The organism is Prescottella equi, from assembly GCF_002094305.1.
In the GTDB taxonomy this organism is placed as follows: Bacteria; Actinomycetota; Actinomycetes; order Mycobacteriales; family Mycobacteriaceae; genus Prescottella; species Prescottella equi.
This window is the reverse complement of record NZ_LWTX01000005.1, coordinates 257,364-278,820: the sequence shown is the minus strand read 5'-3', so window position 1 is coordinate 278,820 and position 21,457 is coordinate 257,364. Positions and strand designations below refer to the sequence as shown.

Annotated in this window: 16 protein-coding genes; 9 read left to right on the top strand and 7 right to left on the bottom strand. The window is 68.4% G+C overall.

Features of this window, described 5'->3' with window-relative positions:
- The first annotated feature begins 12 nt into the window (after positions 1–12).
- The 5 genes from A6I89_RS15205 to A6I89_RS15185 are packed head-to-tail and all read left to right on the top strand — an operon-like array spanning position 13 to position 5,039.
- The gene (locus tag A6I89_RS15205) at positions 13–888 is read left to right on the top strand and encodes a branched-chain amino acid ABC transporter permease (RefSeq protein ID WP_022597628.1); all 876 of its coding nucleotides are present in this window, start codon (positions 13–15) and stop codon (positions 886–888) included.
- Positions 888–1,928, top strand: a complete 1,041-nt coding sequence (locus A6I89_RS15200; protein ID WP_022597626.1) for a branched-chain amino acid ABC transporter permease — start codon at positions 888–890, stop codon at positions 1,926–1,928. Before A6I89_RS15205 ends, A6I89_RS15200 begins: the two co-directional genes overlap by 1 nt.
- Entirely contained in the window at positions 1,925–2,695 is a 771-nt protein-coding gene (locus A6I89_RS15195; RefSeq protein ID WP_022597625.1) for an ABC transporter ATP-binding protein, read from the top strand. The genes A6I89_RS15200 and A6I89_RS15195 overlap by 4 nt, the downstream gene beginning before the upstream one ends.
- On the top strand, positions 2,692–3,405 hold the full coding sequence (locus A6I89_RS15190) for an ABC transporter ATP-binding protein (RefSeq protein ID WP_022597624.1): 714 nt from the start codon (positions 2,692–2,694) through the stop codon (positions 3,403–3,405). Before A6I89_RS15195 ends, A6I89_RS15190 begins: the two co-directional genes overlap by 4 nt.
- Positions 3,402–5,039: a class I adenylate-forming enzyme family protein gene (locus A6I89_RS15185; protein ID WP_022597622.1), complete on the top strand. Its 1,638-nt coding sequence runs from the start codon at positions 3,402–3,404 to the stop codon at positions 5,037–5,039. Before A6I89_RS15190 ends, A6I89_RS15185 begins: the two co-directional genes overlap by 4 nt.
- Here A6I89_RS15185 and uca read toward each other — a convergent pair.
- From uca to ramB, 7 genes are all read right to left on the bottom strand, one after another.
- A complete protein-coding gene (gene uca, locus A6I89_RS15180; RefSeq protein ID WP_022597620.1) occupies positions 5,029–8,616 on the bottom strand; it encodes an urea carboxylase in 3,588 nt (1,195 codons plus the stop codon). The two genes, A6I89_RS15185 and uca, sit on opposite strands and share 11 nt — an antisense overlap.
- Positions 8,617–8,657: 41 nt before the next feature.
- Positions 8,658–9,350 carry an urea ABC transporter ATP-binding subunit UrtE gene (urtE, locus tag A6I89_RS15175; protein ID WP_022597618.1) on the bottom strand — a complete coding sequence of 231 codons (693 nt, stop codon included), beginning with the start codon at positions 9,348–9,350 and terminating at the stop codon, positions 8,658–8,660.
- A 2-nt stretch (positions 9,351–9,352) separates the two neighbouring features.
- On the bottom strand, positions 9,353–10,150 hold the full coding sequence (gene urtD / locus A6I89_RS15170) for an urea ABC transporter ATP-binding protein UrtD (protein ID WP_022597616.1): 798 nt from the start codon (positions 10,148–10,150) through the stop codon (positions 9,353–9,355).
- Positions 10,147–11,238 (bottom strand): urea ABC transporter permease subunit UrtC, encoded by a 1,092-nt coding sequence (urtC, locus tag A6I89_RS15165; RefSeq protein ID WP_022597614.1) that lies wholly within the window; start codon positions 11,236–11,238, stop codon positions 10,147–10,149. Before urtC ends, urtD begins: the two co-directional genes overlap by 4 nt.
- A complete protein-coding gene (urtB, locus tag A6I89_RS15160) occupies positions 11,235–12,119 on the bottom strand; it encodes an urea ABC transporter permease subunit UrtB (RefSeq protein ID WP_022597613.1) in 885 nt (294 codons plus the stop codon). Before urtB ends, urtC begins: the two co-directional genes overlap by 4 nt.
- Positions 12,120–12,152: 33 nt before the next feature.
- A complete protein-coding gene (gene urtA, locus A6I89_RS15155; protein ID WP_022597611.1) occupies positions 12,153–13,421 on the bottom strand; it encodes an urea ABC transporter substrate-binding protein in 1,269 nt (422 codons plus the stop codon).
- A 208-nt stretch (positions 13,422–13,629) separates the two neighbouring features.
- Positions 13,630–15,039 (bottom strand): acetate metabolism transcriptional regulator RamB, encoded by a 1,410-nt coding sequence (ramB, locus tag A6I89_RS15150; protein WP_005518001.1) that lies wholly within the window; start codon positions 15,037–15,039, stop codon positions 13,630–13,632.
- Positions 15,040–15,487: 448 nt separating this feature from the next.
- On the opposite strand from ramB, the gene A6I89_RS15145 reads away from it, so the two are divergent.
- The 4 genes from A6I89_RS15145 (at position 15,488) to metE (ending at position 21,385) form a co-directional block, all read left to right on the top strand.
- Complete coding sequence (locus tag A6I89_RS15145; RefSeq protein WP_064066998.1) at positions 15,488–16,279, top strand: hypothetical protein; 792 nt, start codon at positions 15,488–15,490, stop codon at positions 16,277–16,279.
- A gap of 448 nt (positions 16,280–16,727) precedes the next feature.
- Positions 16,728–18,017, top strand: a complete 1,290-nt coding sequence (aceA, locus tag A6I89_RS15140) for an isocitrate lyase (protein ID WP_005518003.1) — start codon at positions 16,728–16,730, stop codon at positions 18,015–18,017.
- A 91-nt stretch (positions 18,018–18,108) separates the two neighbouring features.
- Positions 18,109–19,005, top strand: coding sequence for a 3-hydroxybutyryl-CoA dehydrogenase (locus tag A6I89_RS15135; protein ID WP_005518004.1), 897 nt, complete (start codon positions 18,109–18,111; stop codon positions 19,003–19,005).
- Positions 19,006–19,096: 91 nt separating this feature from the next.
- Positions 19,097–21,385: a 5-methyltetrahydropteroyltriglutamate--homocysteine S-methyltransferase gene (gene metE / locus A6I89_RS15130; RefSeq protein ID WP_022597607.1), complete on the top strand. Its 2,289-nt coding sequence runs from the start codon at positions 19,097–19,099 to the stop codon at positions 21,383–21,385.
- The last annotated feature ends 72 nt before the right edge of the window (positions 21,386–21,457 follow it).

The window sequence follows — 21,457 nt, the reverse complement described above, 5'->3', positions numbered from 1 at the left end:
AGGAGAGAACAGATGACTGATCCTCAACTCTGGCTCGCCGCGCTCGAGATCGGCGCCTTCTTCTCGCTCATCGCCCTCGGCATGTACCTCGTGGTGGTGGGGGCGGACTTCTTCAACTTCGCGATGGGCCCCTACGCGATGGCCGCCGCGATGGCGTGCAGCTTCGTCGTCGTCGACCACGGTGTGCCGCTGTGGCTCGCGCTGCTGCTGGGCCTCGCCGTCGGCATGGCGCTGTCGGTGATCACCGAGAAGCTCGTCGTGCAGCAGGTCCAGAAGCGTTCGGGCCGTGGCGAACTGCCGGCCCTCGTCGCGGTCACCGCGGTGCTGTTCGCGGTGCAGCAGCTGGCCGGCACGATCTTCGGCCGGACCCCGCTGCCCGGACAGAAGCTGTTCGACTTCCAACCGATCACCGTCGTCGGCGCCACCGTCGACAGCTCGTCGATCGTCCTCATCGTCGGCACCGTCGTGGTGTTCGTCGTGGTGGGTCTGTGGCTGCAGGCGACGCAGACGGGTCGGCTGCTGCGCGCGGTCGGTGACAACCCCGAGGCCGCCCGGATCCTCGGCCTGCCGGTGAACCGGGTGCGGCTGGTGGCCTTCACAGTCGCCGGACTCATCGCCGCCATCGCCGGACTGCTGTTCGCGCCCAAGGCCGGCGTCCAGTTCACGAGCGGACTGTCGTGGACGCTCACCGCGTTCATCGCCCTCGTGATCGGCGGGACCGGACGCAGCTGGGCGCCGCTGATCGGTGGCCTGCTGCTCGGCTTCGTGCAGGTGTTCGCGCCGTACTACTTCGGTGCCAGTGCCGCACAGACCGCGATCCTGCTGATCGCGTTGGTGTTCTTCGCCTTCCGGCCGGAGGGCCTGCTCTCGAGGAAGGTCCGCGTCTGATGTCGACTCTCACGTCACCGCCGTCGGAGGCGGCAGCGCCGGCACGTCCCTCGCGGGCCCGCCGGTCGCTCACCAACATCGCGATCGAGGCGGGCATCACGCTCGTCGTCGTCGCCGCGGTACTGGTGTGGATGGGTCCGAGCCTGTACCGGCAGGACCTCGTGTTCCTGGCCGCGACGTACTCGCTGATCGCACTCGGTATGTACATCCCGTTCGTCATGGCCGGTTCGCTGTCGATGGCGTACAGCGCCTACGCCGCGATCGGTGCGTACGCCGTCGCTCTCATCTCGGTCAAGACCGGACTGTCGATGTGGTGGGGCTGGATCATCGGCGCCCTCGTCGCGGCGGTGGTCGCGGTGATCCTCGCGCTCGCGACGCAGAAGCTGTCCGGCTTCTACCTGGCCGCCGTGACGCTGCTGTTCGGAATCGCGTTCGAGCACTGGCTCATCGACGGCCCCAGCTTCACCGGCGGCTCGGCCGGCATCTCCGGCGTCGAGGCCGTCACGCTGTTCGGGTGGCAGCCACCGCGGTACACGCTGGTCGTGCTCGCGATCCTGTTCGTTTGCGCGATCGCGGTGATCGTCGACCGGATGCGAAAGTCGGTGTGGGGCCTGACCCTACGGGCTGCGCGGGACAACAAGAACGCCGCCCGGTCGTCGGGCGTCAACCCTGCCCACCTGACGGTGATCGCGCTCGCGATCGGCGCGGCGATCGCGTCGACCGGCGGCTCGCTGTTCACGGTGTCCGTGCAGGCCGTCACGCCCGAGACCTTCACGCTCAGCATCGTGTTCCTGGCGATCTTCATGCCGATCATCGGCGGACGCAACAGCGCGTGGGGCGCCCCGCTCGGTGCGCTCATCGTCGTGATCGTGACCCTCAACATGCCCGGCTACCAGGGCAGCGGCGAACTACTGCTCGCGGCCGCGGTCCTGCTCATCCTCATCGTCGCGCCGGGTGGCGTGATCGGCTGGGCGGGTGCGGCGTTCACCAAGGTAACCGGCCGCGGCGGTTCCAACGAGCGAGGAAGTGATCGGACGTGAGTGTGCTGCTCGAGGTCTCGGGCCTCACCAAGAACTACGGCGGTGTCCGCGCCGTCGACGACGTCTCGTTCACCGTCGCCCCCGGCGAGGTGGTCGGACTGGTCGGCCCCAACGGCGCCGGCAAGACCACGCTGGTGGACTGCATCTTCGGAACGCAGCGGGCCGACGCCGGCACCGTGAAACTGGCCGGTCGCACGCTGACCGGGCCCAGCGAGAAGCGGGCCCGGCAGGGCCTGTCGCGCACGTTCCAGCACCCACAGCTGGCGCTGGAACTGAGCGCCGTCGAGAACATCGTGCCCGCGCTGTACGGCCGCCGGATGCGCACGCCCCTGCACTCGCTGTGGTGGGCGCTCAAGGGGCCGTTCGAGAACTGGGACGCCACCGCGGACCGGGCGCGCGCCGTCGCACACGAGTACGCGATCGACGACACCACCAGCGCCTGCGGCGAACTGAGCCTCGGCGGGCAGCGCCTGGTCGAGGTGGCGCGCGCGATGGCCACGGATCCGCAGGTGCTGCTGCTCGACGAGCCGTTCGCCGGCGCCGACCACACGGGCATCGCAGCGATCGCCGGGGCGGTCCGCAAGATCCAGGCGCAGGGACGCGGCGTCGTGCTGGTCGACCACAACGTCGACCTCATCGCCGAACTCGCGACGACCGTCGTGCTGCTCGACTTCGGATCGGTCGCCTTCCACGGCGCGCCCGCCGAATGTCTCGCGAGCGACGCCATGCGTGAGGTGTACTTCGGTGCAGGAGAGGAAGTGTCATGACCACGCTCGAGGTGACGCACCTGAAGGTCCGGTACGGATCGGCCGTCGCGGTCGACGGCGTCTCGTTCACGGCGCCGTCCGGGACGGTGACCGCGATCGTCGGCCCCAACGGCGCCGGCAAGTCCAGCCTGTTCGGGGCGGTCTACGGCTCCGTCCGTGGCACCGGGCAGGTGACGATGGACGGCCGCCGGGTCGACGGCATGTCCGCGCTGCAGCGGGTCCGGGAGGGCTTCGCGTACGTCCCGCAGGGCCGGCAGCTGTTCATGAAGATGTCGGTGCGCGAGAACCTGCAGGTGGGCGCCGACCTGCTCGGCATGAAGAAGGACGCGATCGACTCGGCGTTCGACCGGTTCCCGGTGCTGCGCGAGCGGTCCGGCAGCTACGCCGGCGTCCTCAGCGGCGGCGAACAGCAGATGCTGGTGCTGGGCCGGGCCCTGCTGGCGACGCCGAAGGTGCTGCTGCTCGACGAGATGATGACGGGCCTCGCGCCCAAGATCGTCGCCGAACTTCGTTCGCTCGTCGCGGGTCTCGCGGCCGAGGGCGTGACGGTGCTGGTCGCCGAACCCGCGCTCGCGGCGCTGAAGTCGGTGGTGCAGCGCGGGTACGTGATGCAGCGCGGCCGGATCGTCGACACCCGGGACGACGCGGCGTCGCTCGACGCCGCGTACAAGCAGTCGATGGGCATGTTGGAAGCGACGGTGGAGCAGTGACGGTGACCGGACGATTCTCGACCACCCTGGACGTCGCGGTCGGCGACTTCGCAACCGACCCGCGCAGGCTCGACGGTCTGAGCGTGAGCGAGTTGGTACGGCACTGGGCGCTCACGATCGGTGACCGCCCCGCCTTCATCACCCCGGAGGCCCACATCTCGTGGGCGAGCTACGACGCCACCGCCGATCGGATCGCGTCCGCGCTGGCGACGGTGGGCGAGGAGTCCGCCGTCGCGCTGTACCTGCCCGACACCATGGTCTTCCATGCCGCGCTGTGCGCTGCGTACCGCGTCGGGCGGATCGCGGTCGGCATCGGATCGCGTTCGGGTGTCAAGGAAGTGGCGCACCTGAGCACCCGCGCCGGGTGCCGGACACTGGTCACCACGCGATTGCTGCGCGGTCAGGACACCGCGGCTCTCGTCGCGGAACTGCGCGAGCGGACCGGCGGACCCGAGCACGTGATCTACGTCGACGACCTCGGCTCCGTCGAGGTCGAGGACGCCGCCGGTAACCCGGTCGAGATCACCGACCGGCGCTTCGACGCAACCAGCCCGCGGTTCGGCGTCGACGACGTCTCGCTGCTCAACTCGACGTCCGGCACCACCGGGCTGCCCAAGCTGGTCACCCAGACCGAGCGGCGCTGGATCGGCTTCTCCGAGGTGGCCGTCCGGGCCGGAAAGATCACCGGCGACGACGTCTTCTTCGGTGCGGTGCCCGCGCCGTTCGGCTTCGGACTGTGGACCTCGCACTTCCTGCCGGCCCTCCTCGGCGCGCCCAACGTGGTGGTCGAGCGGTTCAGTGCCGACACCATGATCGACCTCCTCGAGCGGGAGCGCGTGACGGTACTGAACTGTGTCAGCACGCAGTTCAAGATGCTGCTGCGGTCCGAGCGGGCGCAGGCCGCAGACCTGAGCGCGCTGCGTGCGATGTTCACCGGCGGCGAGGCGGTGCCGTACTCGGAGGCGCTCGCGTTCGAGGAGCGGACCGGCGCCGCGGTGCTGCAGTTCTACGGCTCCAACGAGACCGGTGCGGTGAGCGTCACGACCGTCGACGACGACGCGGACACCCGCCTGCGCACGTGCGGGCACGTGGTCGACGAGGCGCGAGTCCGGGTGTTCGACGACGCGGGCGCCGAGGTGCTCGGCGACGAGCGTCGCGGCCAGCCCGGCGTGAACGGCCCGCTGATATGCCACGGCTACTGGGACGACGATGCGGCCAACGCCGAGCTGTACACCGCCGACGGCTGGATGCTGCTCGGCGACATCGTCGAGATCGACGCGGCCGGACGCCTGAAGGTAGTGGGCCGCAAGGCCGACATCATCATCCGCGGCGGCAAGAACATCTCGGCCGTAGAGGTCGAGGAGTACGTGCGCGCCCACCCGGCGGTCACGATGGTGGCCGTGGTGGGCGTGCACGACGCCCTGTTCGGCGAGAAGGTGTGCGCCGTCGTGGTGACCGCCGACGGCACCGAACTGACCGCCGACGAGCTGTCCGTGTGGCTCGCCGGGCAGGGCGTGACCCGCGAGTACATCCCCGAGCACGTGGTCACCGTCGACGAGCTCCCCCTGGCGCCCGGCGGCAAGGTCGCCAAGGGATCCGTCAAGGTCCTCGCGGAGCAGCGCCTCAGCCGATGACGGCCAGCGGAGTCCCGGGCGCCACCTTGGCGCCCGGCTCCGCGAGCACCTGCAGCACCGTGCCGGTGGCCGGGCACGGAACCGGCATCTCGAGCTTCATGGCCTCCAGGATCACCGCGGGGTCGCCCGCGGAAACCTGCTGTCCCGGTGTGAGTTCCACCCGCCACACGTTGCCGACCATCGGAGCCTCCACCACGACGGCGCCGGGCGGGACGTCCAGGTCGGCGGTCTCGGGCTCGGGTGCCGGTGCGACATCGACGCGGTCGAACTCGCCGGCCGCGTGCCAGGCCTGCTTCTCGGTCTCGAACGCCGCGCCCTGCCGTTCCTCGAACTCGGCGATCGAGTCCGCGTTGTCCGCGAGGAACCGCAGGTGGTCGGCCAGTGCGAACGTGCCCTCGCTGACGTCGGCGTCGAAGCGTCCCGCGCGGGACTCGGCCCGGGCTTCCGCGAGCTGCTCGGGGGTGACGGGCTCCCACACGATCCGGTCGAAGAAGCGGAACAGCCACGGCTTGCCGGCCTCGAACGGCGCGCGCTGCCGGTAGCCCGACCAGATCGGCACCGTCCGCCCGATCAACTGGTAGCCACCCGGCGACTCCATGCCGTACACGCACAGGTACTTGCCGCCGATGCCGACCGCGTCCGACGGCGTCCAAGTGCGGGCCGGGTTGTACTTGGTGGTCACCAGCCGGTGCCGCGGATCGAGCGGAACCGCCAGCGGCGCACCGAGATACACGTCGCCCAGCCCGAGCACCAGGTACTCGGCGTCGAACACGGCCTTGCGGACGTCGTCCACACTGTCCAGTCCGTTGATCCGCCGGATGAACTCGGTGTTCGACGGCAACCACGGCGCAGTGTCCCGCACGCCGCTGCGGTAGCGGGCCAGCGCGTCGTCGATCGACGGGTCGTCGAACGACAGCGGCAGCCGCACGGTACGGCTCGGCACGACCAGGTCGTGCGTCGCCGGGAGCCGGCCCTCGAGTTCCTGCAGCAGCCCCAGGAGGCGGTACTGCGGCAGCACGTCCGGGTCGAAGTGCAGGTGCAGCGACCGAACGCCCGGGGTGACGTCGATCAGCCCCGAGACCTGCAGTCGCGACAGTTCTTCCGACAGCGCGTGCACCCGCATCCGCAGCCCGAGATCGAGGGCCATCGGCCCGTACTCGACGAGGATGTTGTCGTCTCCGCCGCGCAGGTACACCACCTCGGGGCGGTCGTCGCCGGCCTCTGCACGGCCGAGTACGCCGCCGTCACCGCGGGAGATCCGCACGGCCGGAACGTCCTTCGACCGCAACTGGTCGGAGCGGCGCAGCGCGTCGGCGTCGGCGTCGGGCACGGGAACGAAGCGCACGGCGTCGCCCGGGCGGATCTGCCCCATCTTCCAGCGGTGCGCGCTCACCACCGTGAGCGGGCACGCGAACCCGCCGAGACTCGGGCCGTCCGGGCCCAGCAGGATCGGGGTGTCGCCCGAGACGTTCAGCGCGCCCACGCTGTACGGGTTGTCGTGGAGGTTCGACGGGTGCAGTCCCGCGTCGCCGCCGTCGGTGCGCGACCACGTCGGCTTGGGTCCGTCGAGCCGGATACCGGTGCGGTTCGCGTGACTCGCGGTGGTCCAGGTGGTCTCGTAGAACTGCGTCATGTCGGCGTCGGTGAAGTACGACGGCGACGGCTGCGGACCCTCCGTGACCGCGAGGTGCCAGGTGCGGGTCAGTTCGGGCCGCACGTCGGCCGGGACGCTCGCCGGTTCGGTGAGTGCGTCGGTCTCGGGGAGCATGCCCAGCACGTCGCCGGTCGCGACCGCGCTGCCGGTGACTCCGCCGAAGCCGCCGAGCGTGAACGTCGAGGCGCTGCCGTGGAACAGCGGGACGTCCAGCCCGCCGCGCACCGCGAGGTAGGTGCGCAGTCCGGTGTCGGCGGGGGTGCCGATGTCGAGCGCCGAGCCGGCAGCGATCGCGATCGGTTCCCACATCGGCACCGCGAGCCCGTCGACGGTGACCGGGGCATCGGCACCGGTCACACAGATCACCGTCGGCGCGGAGAACTCCAGTCGCGGACCCTGCAGCGTGCACTCGAGCCCGGGCGCCCCGACGGGATTGCCGACGGCGGTGTTGGCGAGCCGGAACGAGAGATCGTCCATCGGTCCGGACGGCGGAATGCCCGCCTCCCACAATCCGATCCGGCCCGGCAGGTCCTGCACCGTCGTCATGGTGCCGGCCCGCAGGACGTCGATCCGCGGTCCGGTGGCCGGGATGTCGGCGAGCGCGGACGTCGTGTGCTCGGCGAGCGGCTGGGCGCAGATGTGCCGCAGCTGAGGAAGATTGGTCTGGACGCCGTAGAGATGCGTCTCGGCCAGTGCGTCGCCCAGCTTCGCCAGTGCCTCCTCGCGGGTGTCGCCGCGGGTGACGATCTTCGCGATCATCGGGTCGTAGTGGGCGCTCACCTCGGTGCCGGTGTCGACCCACGTCTCGACCCGCGCGGTGGCGGGAAACCCTACCGAAGTGATGGTTCCGGCGCTGGGCCGGTAGTCCTGCCCGGGATCCTCGGCGTACACCCGGGCCTCGACGGCGTGGCCGGTCAGCGTCGGACCGGAGTCGGGCAGCCCGTCGAGCATCGACGCGTCGCCGCCGGCCAGACGCAGCATCCACTCGACCAGGTCGACACCGGTCACCTCCTCGGTGACCGGATGTTCCACCTGAAGGCGGGTGTTCATCTCGAGGAACGACGCCTCGCCACGGTCCACGTCGTACACGAACTCGACGGTGCCCGCCGAACGGTAGTTCACCGACGACGCGAGATCGCGCGACGAGCGCAACAGTTGCTCCACCACGTGCGCGGGCAGTCCCGGCGCAGGTGCCTCCTCCACCACCTTCTGATTGCGGCGCTGCAGCGAGCAGTCGCGGGTACCCAGGCTCAGTGTGCGGCCCGCGCCGTCGCCGAAGACCTGCACCTCGATGTGCCGGGCGCGGGCGACGAAACGCTCCAGGAAGACACCCGACGACGAGAAGTTCGCCGCCGCCATCCGCTGCACCGTGTCGTACGCGGCGCGCAGCGCCTCCGGTGTGAAGCACGCCTGCATGCCGATGCCGCCGCCGCCACCGACCGCCTTGAGCATCACCGGGTAGCCGATCCGCTCGGCCTCGGCGACCGCGTCCTCCACCGATTCGAGCAGGCCGCTGCCCGGCACCAGCGGGACACCCACGGCACGCGCCGCCTCGCGGGCGGTGTGCTTGTTGCCGAACACCCGGAGCTGATCGGGGGTGGGGCCGACGAACGCGATGCCGGCCCGCTCGGCAGCCGCTGCGAATTCTTCGTTCTCCGAGAGGAACCCGTAGCCGGGATGGATGGCACCGGCACCGGTCGCGAGAGCCGCCTCGATGACCTTGTCGGTACACAGGTACGACTCGGCCGCGGGGGCGGGACCCAGCCGGACGGCGGCGTCGGCCATCTCGACGTGCGCGGCGCACGCGTCCGCGTCGGAGTACACGGAAACCGTCTTGAGACCGAGTTCGCGCGCGGATCGGATGATGCGGCAGGCGATCTCGCCGCGGTTCGCGATGAGGAGGGTGTCGAAAGCGGGGAACACGAAGTGGTCTCCTTCGGTGGGAGGGAGCGTCGGACGGCCGGTCAGATGGCCATGGCGGAGCGCACGACGGACTCGGCGTCCGCGCCTCCGGCGCCACTCGACGTGACGCGGCCGGACTCGAGAATGTAGTAGCGCTGGGCGGACTGCAGGGCGAACCCGATGTGCTGCTCCACCAGGAGGACACCGAGGTTGCCGCGTCGGGTGAGCTCGACGATCGCGGACTCGATCTCGGCGACGACGGACGGCTGGATGCCCTCGGTCGGTTCGTCGAGGACCAGTACGCGTGGTTCGGTGATGAGAGTTCGCGCGATCGCCAGCTGCTGCCGCTGGCCGCCCGACAGCAGGCCCGCGCGCCGGTCGAGCAGTGACTCGAGCGCCGGGAACAGCGCCAGCTGCTCGTCGATGAGCGCCTTGCCGCGCTTGCGGCCGTCGGCGACCACCTGCATGTTCTCGAGGCACGTCAGCTGGCCGAACGACTGCTGCCCCTGCGGGACGTACGCGAGTCCGCGGGCCACCCGGGCGCTCGGCCGCAGCTTGGTGACGTCCTGGCCGTCCAGCAGGACCTTGCCCGACGTCGCCTTCGCCAGCCCGACCGCGGCCCGCAGCAGCGTCGTCTTGCCGGCTCCGTTGTGTCCCATGACCGCGGCGACGCCGTCGGCGGGCACGGTGACGGTGGCGCCGTGGATGATCTCGGTGCGGCCGTAGCCGGTCCGGATGTCGACGAGTTCCAGCATGGTCAGGCCTCCTCGAGGACGTCGGCGGCGGCCGCGGTGCCGAGGTACACCTGCTGCACCATCGGATCGGCCTGGATCTCTTCGACACTGCCGTCGGCGATGACCTTGCCGCGGGCCAGGACCGTCACGGAGGTCGCGAAGGCCCGCATGAAGTCCATGTCGTGCTCGACGACCACGACGGTGCGCTCGGCGCCGATGCGCCGCAGCAGGTTTCCGGTGTCCTCGCGTTCCTCGTGGCTCATGCCCGCCACCGGTTCGTCGAGCAGCAGCACGTCGGCGTCCTGCACCAGCAGCATGCCGATCTCGAGCCACTGCTTCTGGCCGTGCGGCAGGATGCCCGCCTTGCAGTCCCGCAGGTCGGTGAGCCCGATGGTCTCGAGGGCCTCCTCGATCTGTGGCAGGACGTTCTTGCGGCGGCGGAGCAGCGTCAGCGCGGATCGTCCGGCGCCGGCCGCAATGTCGAGGTTTTGCAGCACCGTGAGGTCCTCGAACACCGATGCGGTCTGGAACGTGCGGCCCACGCCCATCCGGGCGATCTTGTGGACCTTCTGCCCCAGGAGTTCGACACCGGACTTGGTGACCGAACCGGTGGCCGGCACCAGGCCGGTGATCGCGTCGACCAGCGTGGTCTTCCCGGCGCCGTTGGGGCCGATGAGGAAGCGCAGGTCACCCTGGAAGAGCGTCAGGTCCACGCTGTCGACGGCGGTGAAACCGTCGAACGTGACGCGCAGGTCGCGGATCTCGAGGTACTGGCTGGACATCCCGGCGTTGCCGCCGAGGGTGGGTTGGGGTTCGGTCATCGGGCGACCTCCAGTTCGCGGGCGGATTCCGGTTCGGGCTCGGTCGGGGCGGCCCGGCGGCGGCGCTTGACCACCTTGGCGAGACCCGCGATGCCGGCCGGGAAGAATCCGATGACGACGATGAACAGCAGGCCCTGCGCGTAGGTCCATGCCGACGGGAAGTTCTCGGACAGGGTGGTCTGCGCCCACGCCACACCGATCGCGCCGAGTACCGGACCGAGCAGTGTGGTGCGGCCGCCGATCGCCACGCCGATGAGGAACGCGATCGACGGGACGAGGCCGACATCGGCGGGCGAGATGATGCCGACGATGGGGACGAACAGAGCGCCCGCGATGCCGGCGAAGAAGGCGGCGACGGTGTAGGCGACGACCTTGATGTTCGCGGGGTCGTAGCCCAGGAACCGGACCCGCTCCTCCTGGTCGCGGACCGCGACGAGGAGTTCGCCGTAGCGCGAGTTCATCAACTGACGGGTCGCGGCGACGACGAGGAGCAGCACCGCGCCGGCGATGAAGAAGAGCATCCGCTTGTTCGCCGGGTCGGACAGGTTGAAGCCGAAGAACGTGCGGAACCGGTTGAGGCCGTTGGAGCCTCCGATCGACTGCTGGCCGATGAGCAGGATCGCGAATGCCGCGGCGAGGGCCTGCGAGAGGATCGCGAAGTACGCGCCCTTGACCCGGCGCTTGAACACGCCGAGCCCCAGTAGGAACGCGACGAACGCGGGGACGAGGAGGATCGCGGCGATGGTCGTGAACGGATCGGAGAATGGGGTCCAGTAGGAGGGGAGTTCGCGGATGCCGGCGATCTGCATGAAGTCCGGCACCGCGTCCCCGCGCAGCTCCGCGTCGGCGATCTTGAGGTGCATCGCCATGATGTAGGCGCCGAGGCCGAAGAACACGCCCTGACCGAGGGTGAGCATTCCGCCACGGCCCCAAGCCAATCCGATGCCGACCGCGACGATCGCGAAGCACAGGAACTTGGCCAGCAGGTTGAGTCTGAAGTCCGACAGCAGGGCCGGTGCGACGCCGAAGAGGACGATCGCGGCGACGGCGAATCCAGCCCACACCCGGTAACGACTGAGCACGGTCATACCAGGCTCCTTGTCTTGGCGACGAACAGTCCCTGCGGGCGGACCTGCAGGAAGATGACGATGAGCACGAACACGATCACTTTCGCGATCGACGCGGTGGTCGAGTACTCGATGAACGAGTTCAGGATGCCGAGCGCGAAGGCCGCGACCACCGCACCCGACAGCCGGCCCAGTCCGCCGATCACGACCACGAGGAACGCGTCGATCAGGTACGACTGGCCGATGGTCGGGCTCGTCGACCCGATCAGCGTCAGGGCGACGCCGGCCACGCCGGCCAGACCGGAACCGATGAAGAATGTCGTCACATCGGTTCGCCGCGAGGAGATTCCGCTGGTCTCCGCGAGGTCGCGGTTCTGCACGACGGCGCGGATGCGGCGACCCATCGAGGTCTTCGCCAGTGCGAAGGACAGCACCGCGACCGCGACGATCGCGAGGACCAGGATGAAGATGCGGGTCTTGGGTACGACGGCGCCGAGGATCTCGACGCCGCCGGTGAGCCAGGACGGTGCGACGACGTTGACGGCGGGGGCGCCGAAGATGTCGCGGGCGAGCTGCTGGAGTACCAGTCCCACACCGAAAGTCACCAGCAGGGTGTCCAGCGGGCGGTGGTACATCCGCCGGATCAAGGTGGCCTCGAGCAGCACGCCCATCAGGCCGCCCACCACGAAGCCGACCACCAGGGAGATCAGCAGCGACGCCCCGGCGCTCGAAACGACCTGCTGCACCACGTACGCGGTGTACGAGCCGGTCATGATGAATTCGCCGTGGGCCATGTTGATCACGCCCATCTGGCCGAAGGTCAGCGACAGGCCCAGTGCCGCCAACAACAGGATCGACCCGATGCTCAGGCCGGTGAACAGCTGCCCGATAACGACATCCATCGGTGCCCGCCCTTCCTCGTCGTTGTTCGTGAGCTAGCTACCCGAGCCGGACAGGTCCTTCGCCCAGTCGTAGCTCTCGAGGTACGGGTCCGGCTGGATCGGGCCGTCGGACTCCCACACGGTGTAGATCAGGCCGTCGCCGCGGATCTCGCCGATGCGTGCGGTCTTGGTGATGTGGTGGTTGTCGCCGTCGATGGTCACGAGACCCTCGGGCGCCTGGAAGCTGACACCGTCGGCCGCGGCCTGGACGTCGGCCACGGCGAACGAATCGGCCTTCTCGACGGTGTTCTTCCACAGGTACACCGACGTGTAGGCGGCCTCCATCGGATCCGACGTCGGCTTGTTCGCTCCGTACTTCGCCTTGTATGCGTCTACGAACTTCTTGTTCTCGGGGGAGTCGACGGTCTGGTAGTAGTTCCAGGCGGTGAGCTGACCGGTCACGTTCTGCGCACCGATGCCGCCCACCTCCTCCTCGGCGATCGACACCGAGACCACCGGCATGTCAGCGGCTTTCAGACCCACATTGGCGTACTCGCGGAAGAACGCGACGTTCGAATCACCGTTGAGGGTGTTGAAGACGGCGTCGGCGTCGGCGGTGCGGACCTTGTTGACGATCGTCGAGAAGTCGGTGGAACCGAGCGGCGTGTAGTCCTCGCCCTTGATCTCGATGCCGTTGGCGGCCGCGTACGCCTTGATGATCCGGTTGGCGGTCTGCGGGAAGACGTAGTCGCTGCCCACCAGGTACAGCGACTTGACGCCCTTCTCCTTCAGGTAGTCCAGCGCGGGAACGATCTGCTGGTTGGTGGTCGCGCCGGTGTAGAAGATGTTGGGGGAGTCCTCGAGGCCCTCGTACTGCACGGGGTAGTACAGCAGCGCATTGTTGTCCTCGAACACCGGCAGCATCGCCTTGCGGCTCGATGACGTCCAACCACCGAAAACGGCTGCGACACAGTCGCTGCTGATGAGCTTCTCGGCCTTCTCTGCGAACACCGTCGGCTCGGACGCGCCGTCCTCGGCGACGATCTGGATCTTCTTGCCGAGCACGCCGCCGGCGTTGTTGATCTCCTCGACCGCGAGGGCGATGGAGTCGCGGACGGTGACCTCGCTGATCGCCATCGTGCCGGACAGCGAGTTGAGCGAACCGACCTTGATCGTGTCGCCCGACGTGTCGACGCAGGACGCGGTGGACGTCGTACCGGCGGCCGAGGTGTCCGACGCCTTGCTGCCGCAGGCGGTGAGAACCAGGCCGAGGGCCGCGAGTGCGGCCGGGGCGGTGAGAGCACGCTTCGAGAACGTGGGCATGAACGAGCCTTTCCGTCGAGAGGAATGACGCTGAGCTGCGGAGAGGTACGTATACGACGCTGTATCCGTGATTCGAGACAGTAGGCGGAAGTTGTTGCGCCGGAATGTCTGTGGATCACGAGTTCGTGTCGCGTATTACGTACGCATGAACAGGAGCTCACGCGGCCTCGACGGACGAGACCCGACTATCGGGAAAGGTGCTGGTGGATCAGAGGATCGTGTACGGCGACACCGAGCTGCGGTGCTCGTTGATGTCGAGTTCCTTGCCCAGGGGAGGGAAGGCCCGCTGCGGGCAGTTCATCCGCTCGCACACACGGCAGCCGGCACCGATCGGGGTGGCGGTGCTGCCACCGAGATCGAGACCGTCGGCGTAGACCACCCGCGGCGCGTGCCGCAGCTCGCATCCCAGACCGATCGCGAACGTCTTGCCGGGCTGCCCGTACCGCTGCGCGCGGCGCTCGACGGTGCGCGCCACCCACAGGTAGTTGCGGCCGTCCGGCATCTGCGCGATCTGCGTCATGATCTTGCCGGGGTACGCGAACGTCTCGTACACGTTCCACAGCGGGCACGTGCCGCCGCTGGACGAGAAGTGGAAACCGGTGGCGGACTGACGCTTCGACATGTTGCCGGCGCGGTCGACTCGGACGAACGACCACGGCACGCCCCGCTGCTTCGGGCGCTGCAGCGTCGACAGCCGGTGACAGATCGTCTCGTAGCTGATCGCGTAGAACGCCGACAGCCGCTCGATGTCGTACCGGAAGTCCTCCGCGATCTCGTGGAACTGGCCGTACGGCAGCACCGTGGCCGCCGCGAAGTAGTTGGCGAGGCCGAGCATCGCGAGCGAGCGGGCCTCGTCGGAGGTGAAGTTGCCCTCGTCCACCAGCCGGCGGAGCAGATCGCCGCACTCGAGGTAGGCGAGCTCGGTCGCGAACTTGAACACCTGCTGCCCACCCGACAGCGCGGGCGAGATCTCGAGCACCCGGGTCTCCGGGTCGTAGCGGTGCAGCACGTTCTCGCCGAGATCGATGCGGCGGACGATCTGGACGTCGTGCAGGTTCTCGAGCCGCCGGGCGATCCCGTCGGCGATGTCGCCGCGGTGGAAGCGCAGGCGCGCGGTGAGGTCCTCCGCGGCGGTGTCGAGGTCGTGGATGTAGTTCTGCCGCTGATAGAAGTAGTCGCGCACTTCCTCGTGCGGCATCGTGATCGACCCGCTGCCGCTGCCGTCGCTGAACCGGTCCTCGGTGGCCGCGGCCAACTGCGCCGACGTGTTCCGGAAGCGGCGGTGCATGTTCACCATCGCCTTGGCCAGACCCGGATGCGACGACACCATCTCCGCGATCTCCTGCGCATCGGCGTCGATGCCCATGTCCTTGTCGAGAGCCACCTCGCGCAGCTCGGCGATCAACCGGGTGTCGTCCTGCGACGAGAAGAACGTGGTGTCGACCCCGAACACCTCACTGATCCGCAACAGCACCGGCACGGTCAGCGGGCGCACGTCGTGCTCGATCTGGTTGAGGTAGCTGGCCGAGATGTCCAGCGTCTTGGCGAGGGCGGCCTGGCTCAGGCCACGCTCGGTGCGGAGCTGTCGCAGCCGGGCGCCGACGAAGGTCTTGGACATGCTCGCCAGCGTACGAGCGCCCTGCTAACCGTGCAAAGGCTCGGCTTAGCATCGGCACGCCGAGAGGTGTTCACGGACGAAACGAACAACAGACCGAACATGACGTTTCAGGCACAAGCCTTGACATCTCGGTGACGGTGGCAAAAGCTTGGCGACAGTCATTGATCGATTGTGTAAAGCATTGGTTGCTAGGCAGTTTGGGGCGAGCGGTGGGGGCTCGCGCGTCCCGAGCGCACGGACGTGGGCGCCCTCCGCAGGGCGGGAGCCCCCGGTTCACGCTCGCCCTCCGCACCGGGCGTGGGCCGTTCTCTGCTGCAGTGTCGCCGGTCGGCCCCGCGTCGGCCCGGCATTCGACCAGGAACCGCCAGAGGCCACGATGATCTTCACCTCCAAGCGCCGAGCTCGCGTCGGACTTCGCGCTTCGACACTCCTCCCGTCCAGTGACGCCGTGGAATCCGGTTCCGTGGCGTCGGGGTCCGTGGAGCCGTCGGACGCGGTCGGCCCCGTCGAGGTGGCGGCAGCGCCGGACGACGAGACCGCCGGGCCGGCGACGGAGGCCGACGCGGTAGCCGTGGCCGCCCGCTGGCTCGTCCTCACGACAGACGTGAGCCGGGGATTCGCCCGCGCGCTCCTGCCCGAGCCGTTTGCGGTCGCGGATCGGCCCCAACTGGCGGTGTGGATCGTCGAACCACTGTCCGCGGATTCGGACACCGTGGGTGTTCCGGTCGGTCGGTTGTTCGCCGGGATGTCGTGCAACTGTCTGTTGCCGGGAGAGCAGGACGAGAGCGCGTACACGTCGGACTTCCTCGTCGGCGCCCCCATCGAGGAGGGCGACCGCGACCCGTTCTCGCTGCCGGACCTGCCGCACACGGCGCTGAGCCTGGTGAACGGCGTCGGCGGGATGGGCTTCTCCATCCCCCCGGTCGACGGGGTCGGCAGGGGAGTGGTGGGCCACGTCGAGCTGGCCGAATGCGACGGCGAACAGGTACAGCTCACCCCCGACTGGCTCGCGTGTCAGTCGTGGCGGGAGGACGTCGTGAGCGGCTCGGGGACCGGTGCGGAGATGCCGACACTGGTCCACACCCAGTGGGAGGTCACGCGGCTGTCGCCGATCGTCACGGGTTCCGCAGTCATCGAGTGTGCCGAGTTCGGCTCCCATGCCTACGACCTGTCCGGGTCGACGGCTGCCCTCGACGCGCGGTACGGCTTCGCGCGCGTGGCCATTCTCGGCCGGCAGTAGCGCCGCCGTCGCGGCTACCCGCGAGGCCCGAAGTATCTGTGACGCCGATTCCCGACCGTTCCGGTGTACGGAACGCTGTCCGATTCCTGTGATTGCCCTCACAAGCCTGCGTACGGTTCGGTGAGGGCGCTGTCCGGTTCGGGTGTCCGACGTGTCCAACTTCACCTCTCGGGGTCCTGTCCGGTTTTCGCGCTAACCCCGAGGTGAGGGCCTACTTGCGGGTAACTTTCATTGCTACTGATCGGTAACCCAAGCAACTGCTTGGCGCTGCGAAAATTAGCAAGCTTTGCAGATTGAAATGAAAAGCTAGCGAAGATTGGCATTAGCAACAGGTAGACGGCGGTTTTCGGCTGTGTCATTCTCGGTTCGTACATCCGAACGGCCTGGCAACGATGTGAAGCAGTACATCCGTACCGGTCGAAGCAGCAGACAAGAAGTGGAGCTTTCGATGTCGACCACCGGCACCCCGAGGACCGCAGAAGAGATCCAGAAGGATTGGGACACCAACCCCCGCTGGAAGGGCGTCACGCGCAACTACACGGCCGAGCAGGTCGTCAAGCTGCAGGGCACCGTGGTCGAAGAGGCCACCCTCGCTCGTCGCGGCTCCGAGATCCTCTGGGATCTCGTCAACAACGAGGACTACATCAACTCGCTCGGTGCGCTCACCGGCAACCAGGCCGTCCAGCAGGTCCGCGCGGGCCTCAAGGCCATCTACCTCTCCGGCTGGCAGGTCGCCGGCGACGCCAACCTCTCCGGCCACACCTACCCGGACCAGTCGCTGTACCCGGCGAACTCGGTTCCGCAGGTCGTCCGCCGCATCAACAACGCGCTGCTGCGCGCCGACGAGATCGCCAAGGTCGAAGGTGACACCTCCGTCGACAACTGGCTCGCTCCGATCGTCGCCGACGGTGAGGCCGGCTTCGGTGGCGCCCTCAACGTCTACGAGCTGCAGAAGGCCATGATCGCGGCCGGTGTCGCCGGTTCGCACTGGGAGGACCAGCTCGCGTCGGAGAAGAAGTGCGGCCACCTCGGTGGCAAGGTGCTCATCCCGACCCAGCAGCACATCCGCACCCTCACCTCCGCGCGTCTGGCCGCCGACGTCGCCGACGTCCCGACGGTCGTCATCGCCCGCACCGACGCCGAGGCCGCCACGCTGCTGACCTCCGACGTCGACGAGCGTGACCGCGAGTTCCTCGACGGCACCCGCACCGCCGAGGGCTTCTACGGCGTCAAGAACGGCATCGAGCCCTGCATCGCCCGCGCCAAGGCCTACGCCCCGTACTCCGACCTCATCTGGATGGAGACCGGTGTGCCGGACCTCGAGGTCGCCAAGAAGTTCGCCGAGGCCGTCCGCAGCGAGTTCCCGGACCAGCTGCTGGCGTACAACTGCTCGCCGTCCTTCAACTGGAAGGCGCACCTGGACGACGCGACCATCGCGAAGTTCCAGAAGGAGCTCGGCGCGATGGGCTTCAAGTTCCAGTTCATCACCCTGGCCGGCTTCCACTCGCTCAACTACGGCATGTTCGACCTGGCGCACGGCTACGCCCGCGAGGGCATGACCGCCTTCGTCGACCTGCAGGAGCGCGAGTTCAAGGCTGCCGAGGAGCGCGGCTTCACCGCCATCAAGCACCAGCGTGAGGTCGGCGCCGGCTACTTCGACAGCATCGCCACCACCGTCGACCCCAACACCTCGACGGCAGCCCTCAAGGGCTCCACCGAAGAGGGCCAGTTCCACTAGGCCTCTCGACCTCTCGGGAGGGATCGGCGGGGTGTCCTCCACGTCGATCCCTCCCGGGGACCCGACCTCCACTTCCGAAAAAGGAGCTGACGTGACCAGCGAAAAGATTCAGCGCGTCGGCGTGATCGGCGCCGGCATCATGGGTTCCGGAATCGCCGAGGTGTGCGCCCGTGCACACGTCGACGTGCTGGTGTACGAGCCGAGCCGCGAACTCGCGGCAGCAGGACGCTCGCGCATCCTGCGCTCGCTCGACCGTGGCGTGAGCAGCGGCAAGATCACCGAACGCGAGCGGGAGCAGGCCGCCTGGCGGCTGCGCTTCACCTCCGACCTCGGCGACTTCGCCGACCGGCAGCTCGTAGTGGAGGCCGTCGTCGAGGACGAGAAGATCAAGAGCGAGATCTTCGCCGAACTCGACTCGATCGTCACGGATCCGGACGCGGTGCTCGCATCGAACACGTCCTCGATCCCGATCATGAAGCTGGGGATTGCGACGAGTGCGCCGGAACGCGTCATCGGCATGCACTTCTTCAACCCCGTTCCCGTCCTCCCGCTCGTGGAACTGGTCACCACGCTCAAGACCAGCCCCGCGGTGTCGGCACGAGCGGAGGCGTTCGCGAGCGAGCTGCTCGGCAAGCAGGTCGTGCGGTCTGCGGACCGGTCCGGCTTCGTCGTCAACGCGTTGCTCGTGCCGTACCTGCTCTCCGCGATCCGCATGGTGGAGTCGGGCTTCGCCACCAAGGAAGACGTCGACAAGGCGATGGTGCTCGGATGTGCGCACCCGATGGGTCCGCTCGCGCTGACCGATCTGGTGGGACTTGACACCGTCAAGTCGATCGCCGACTCGATGTACGAGGAGTTCAAGGAGCCGCTGTACTCGGCCCCGCCACTGCTGCTGCGGATGGTCGAGGCAGGGCTCGTCGGCAAGAAGTCGGGCGCCGGCTTCTACGAATACGCCGACAACGGCCGTGTCACGAAGAAGGCAAGCTGAACAAGCGCTCCGCACCCGTGCGCCTTTTTGGTAGCTCCCGCTACCGGAAAGGCGCACGGGCGGCGTAGCCGCCTACGAAAGGTCGATCCGCATGTCCGCCGCAAACACCGCCGGGTACGGATCCAGCGTCCTCGGATACCCCCGCATCGGGCCCCGCCGTGAACTCAAGCGTGCTCTCGAGGCCTACTGGCACGGCACCGGCTCCAAGGCCGAACTCGTCTCCGTCGCAAGGGAACTGCAGGAGCAGACCTGGAGCGAGCTGGCTGCCACCGGGTTGACCCAGGTCCCCGGCAACACGTTCTCCTACTACGACCACGTGCTCGACAACGCGCTGCTGTTCGGCGCGGTCCCCGAGCGGTTCGCTCCGCTCGAGGGTGAGCTGGACCCGCTCGACTTCTACTTCACGATGGCTCGCGGCCGGCCCGACTTCCCGCCGCTCGAGCTGGTGCGCTTCTTCGGCACCAACTACCACTACCGGCAGCCCGAACTGTCGGAGAACACGACGTTCGAGCTGCATTCGGAGACGCTGCTCGACGAGTTCGAGCGCGCCAAGGCCCGCGGCATCGAGCTGCGCCCGGTGGTCCTCGGCCCACTCTCGCTGCTGCTGCTGTCGAAGATCGCGCCCGATTCCACTGCAGAGGGTTTCGCGCCCCTCGACCTCCTCGACCGGCTGCTGCCCGAGTACGAGAAGCTGTTCGCGCAGCTGGCCAAGGCCGGCGCGACGTGTGTCCAGCTGGACGAGCCGTGTTTCACCGAGGACCGGACCGCGGATGAGCTCGCCGCTCTCGGCCGCGCGTACGACAAGCTCGCCCACGCGCCGCTGCGTCCGCGCATCCTCGTCACCGGCCCGTACGGGTCGCTGGGGGAGGCCCTGCCGATCCTGGCGGCGACACCCGTCGAGGCGCTGGGTCTGGACCTGATCAACGGGCGCATCACCGCCGAGGAACTGGCGAAGGTGCCGGGTATTCGCCGCAAGCGCATCTATGCGGGCATCGTCGACGGCCGCAACGTGTGGCGTGTCGACCGGTTCAACACCCTGACGTACCTCAACCAGATCAAGGACGTCACCCCCGATCTGGTCGTCTCGACGTCGTGCTCACTGCTGCACGTCCCGTACGACGTGCTCATGGAGTACGACATGCCGGGCGACGTTGCCGACCGGCTCGCCTTCGCGAAACAGAAGGTGGGCGAAGTGGTCTCGCTCGCGAAGGCACTCACCGAGGGGCCGTCGGAGCGGTGGCGCAAGAAGCCGACGTCGGTGCACTTCAAGCAGAAGCACGACGTCCGCGCCCGGGTCAATGCGATCAAGTCGGAGCATCGCGTCCGCGCCCCGTACGAGGAGCGCCGGATCGCGCAGCAGGCACGCCTGAACCTGCCGCCCGTGCCCGCGACCACGCTGGGCTCGTTCCCGCAGACCGACGAGATCCGCCAGGCCCGTTACGAACTGGGTGAAGGACGCCTCGACTGGGACGAGTACTACAAGCGGATCCAGGACGAGATCGCCAAGACGATCGCGCTGCAGGAGGACATCGGCCTGGACGTGTTGGTCCACGGCGAGCACGAGCGCAACGACATGGTGCAGTACTTCGCCGAACTGCTCGAGGGCTACGCGTTCACCCACAACGGTTGGGTGCAGGCGTACGGCTCACGGTGCACCCGTCCGCCGGTGCTGTACGGCGACGTCCGTCGTCCGAAGCCGATGACGGTCGAATGGATCACGTACGCGCAGTCCCTGACCGACAAGCCGGTCAAGGGCATGCTCACCGGACCGGTCACGATGCTGGCGCGCTCGTTCGTGCGCCAGGACCAGCCGCTGCACGAGACCGCCGACCAGTTGGCGCTGGCCATCCGGGACGAGATCGCCGATCTCGAGGCCGCCGGTATCGCGATCATCCAGGTCGACGAGCCGGCCGTCCGGGAACTGTTGCCGCTGCGGGAGACCGGGCGCAAGGAGTACCTGGACTGGGCCGTCGACGCTTTCCGTCTCGCGACGGGCGGCGCCAAGCCGGCGACCCAGATTCACACGCACCTGACCTACTCCGGTCAGCGGTCCGTCGTGGAGGCGATCGAACGACTCGACGCCGACGTCACGGCGATCGTCGCGACCCGGTCGATCAGCTGGGTGCTCGAGGCCATCAAGGAGAAGGCGCTCACGCACGGCGTCGGACCCGGTGTGTACGAGAGCCGTTCGGCCCGGATCCCCGACATCGACGAACTCGACGCGCTGCTCACCGAGGCCGCCGAATCCGTGGATCTCGACCGGCTGTGGGCCAACCCCGACGGCGGGCTCAAGACCCGCCACTACTGGCAGCTCGAGCCGTCGCTGCGCAACCTCGTGGCTGCGGCTCGGCGTTTGCGGCGGCGTGCCGCGCAGGGGTAGGCACGCCGACCCTTGCAGCACACCGGGAGCGGATCGTCTGCGGATCCGCTCCCGGTGTGCTGCGTTCGGAAG

What these genes read in the sequence shown, in the direction of transcription:
- A6I89_RS15205 (WP_022597628.1), top strand. Translation starts at nt 13, where the DNA reads ATGACTGATCCTCAACTCTGGCTCGCCGCGCTCGAGATCGGCGCCTTC.
- A6I89_RS15200 (WP_022597626.1), top strand. Translation starts at nt 888, where the DNA reads ATGTCGACTCTCACGTCACCGCCGTCGGAGGCGGCAGCGCCGGCACGT.
- A6I89_RS15190 (WP_022597624.1), top strand. Translation starts at nt 2,692, where the DNA reads ATGACCACGCTCGAGGTGACGCACCTGAAGGTCCGGTACGGATCGGCC.
- urtE (WP_022597618.1), bottom strand. Translation starts at nt 9,350, where the DNA reads ATGCTGGAACTCGTCGACATCCGGACCGGCTACGGCCGCACCGAGATC.
- urtD (WP_022597616.1), bottom strand. Translation starts at nt 10,150, where the DNA reads ATGACCGAACCCCAACCCACCCTCGGCGGCAACGCCGGGATGTCCAGC.
- urtC (WP_022597614.1), bottom strand. Translation starts at nt 11,238, where the DNA reads ATGACCGTGCTCAGTCGTTACCGGGTGTGGGCTGGATTCGCCGTCGCC.
- urtB (WP_022597613.1), bottom strand. Translation starts at nt 12,119, where the DNA reads ATGGATGTCGTTATCGGGCAGCTGTTCACCGGCCTGAGCATCGGGTCG.
- urtA (WP_022597611.1), bottom strand. Translation starts at nt 13,421, where the DNA reads ATGCCCACGTTCTCGAAGCGTGCTCTCACCGCCCCGGCCGCACTCGCG.
- ramB (WP_005518001.1), bottom strand. Translation starts at nt 15,039, where the DNA reads ATGTCCAAGACCTTCGTCGGCGCCCGGCTGCGACAGCTCCGCACCGAG.
- aceA (WP_005518003.1), top strand. Translation starts at nt 16,728, where the DNA reads ATGTCGACCACCGGCACCCCGAGGACCGCAGAAGAGATCCAGAAGGAT.
- metE (WP_022597607.1), top strand. Translation starts at nt 19,097, where the DNA reads ATGTCCGCCGCAAACACCGCCGGGTACGGATCCAGCGTCCTCGGATAC.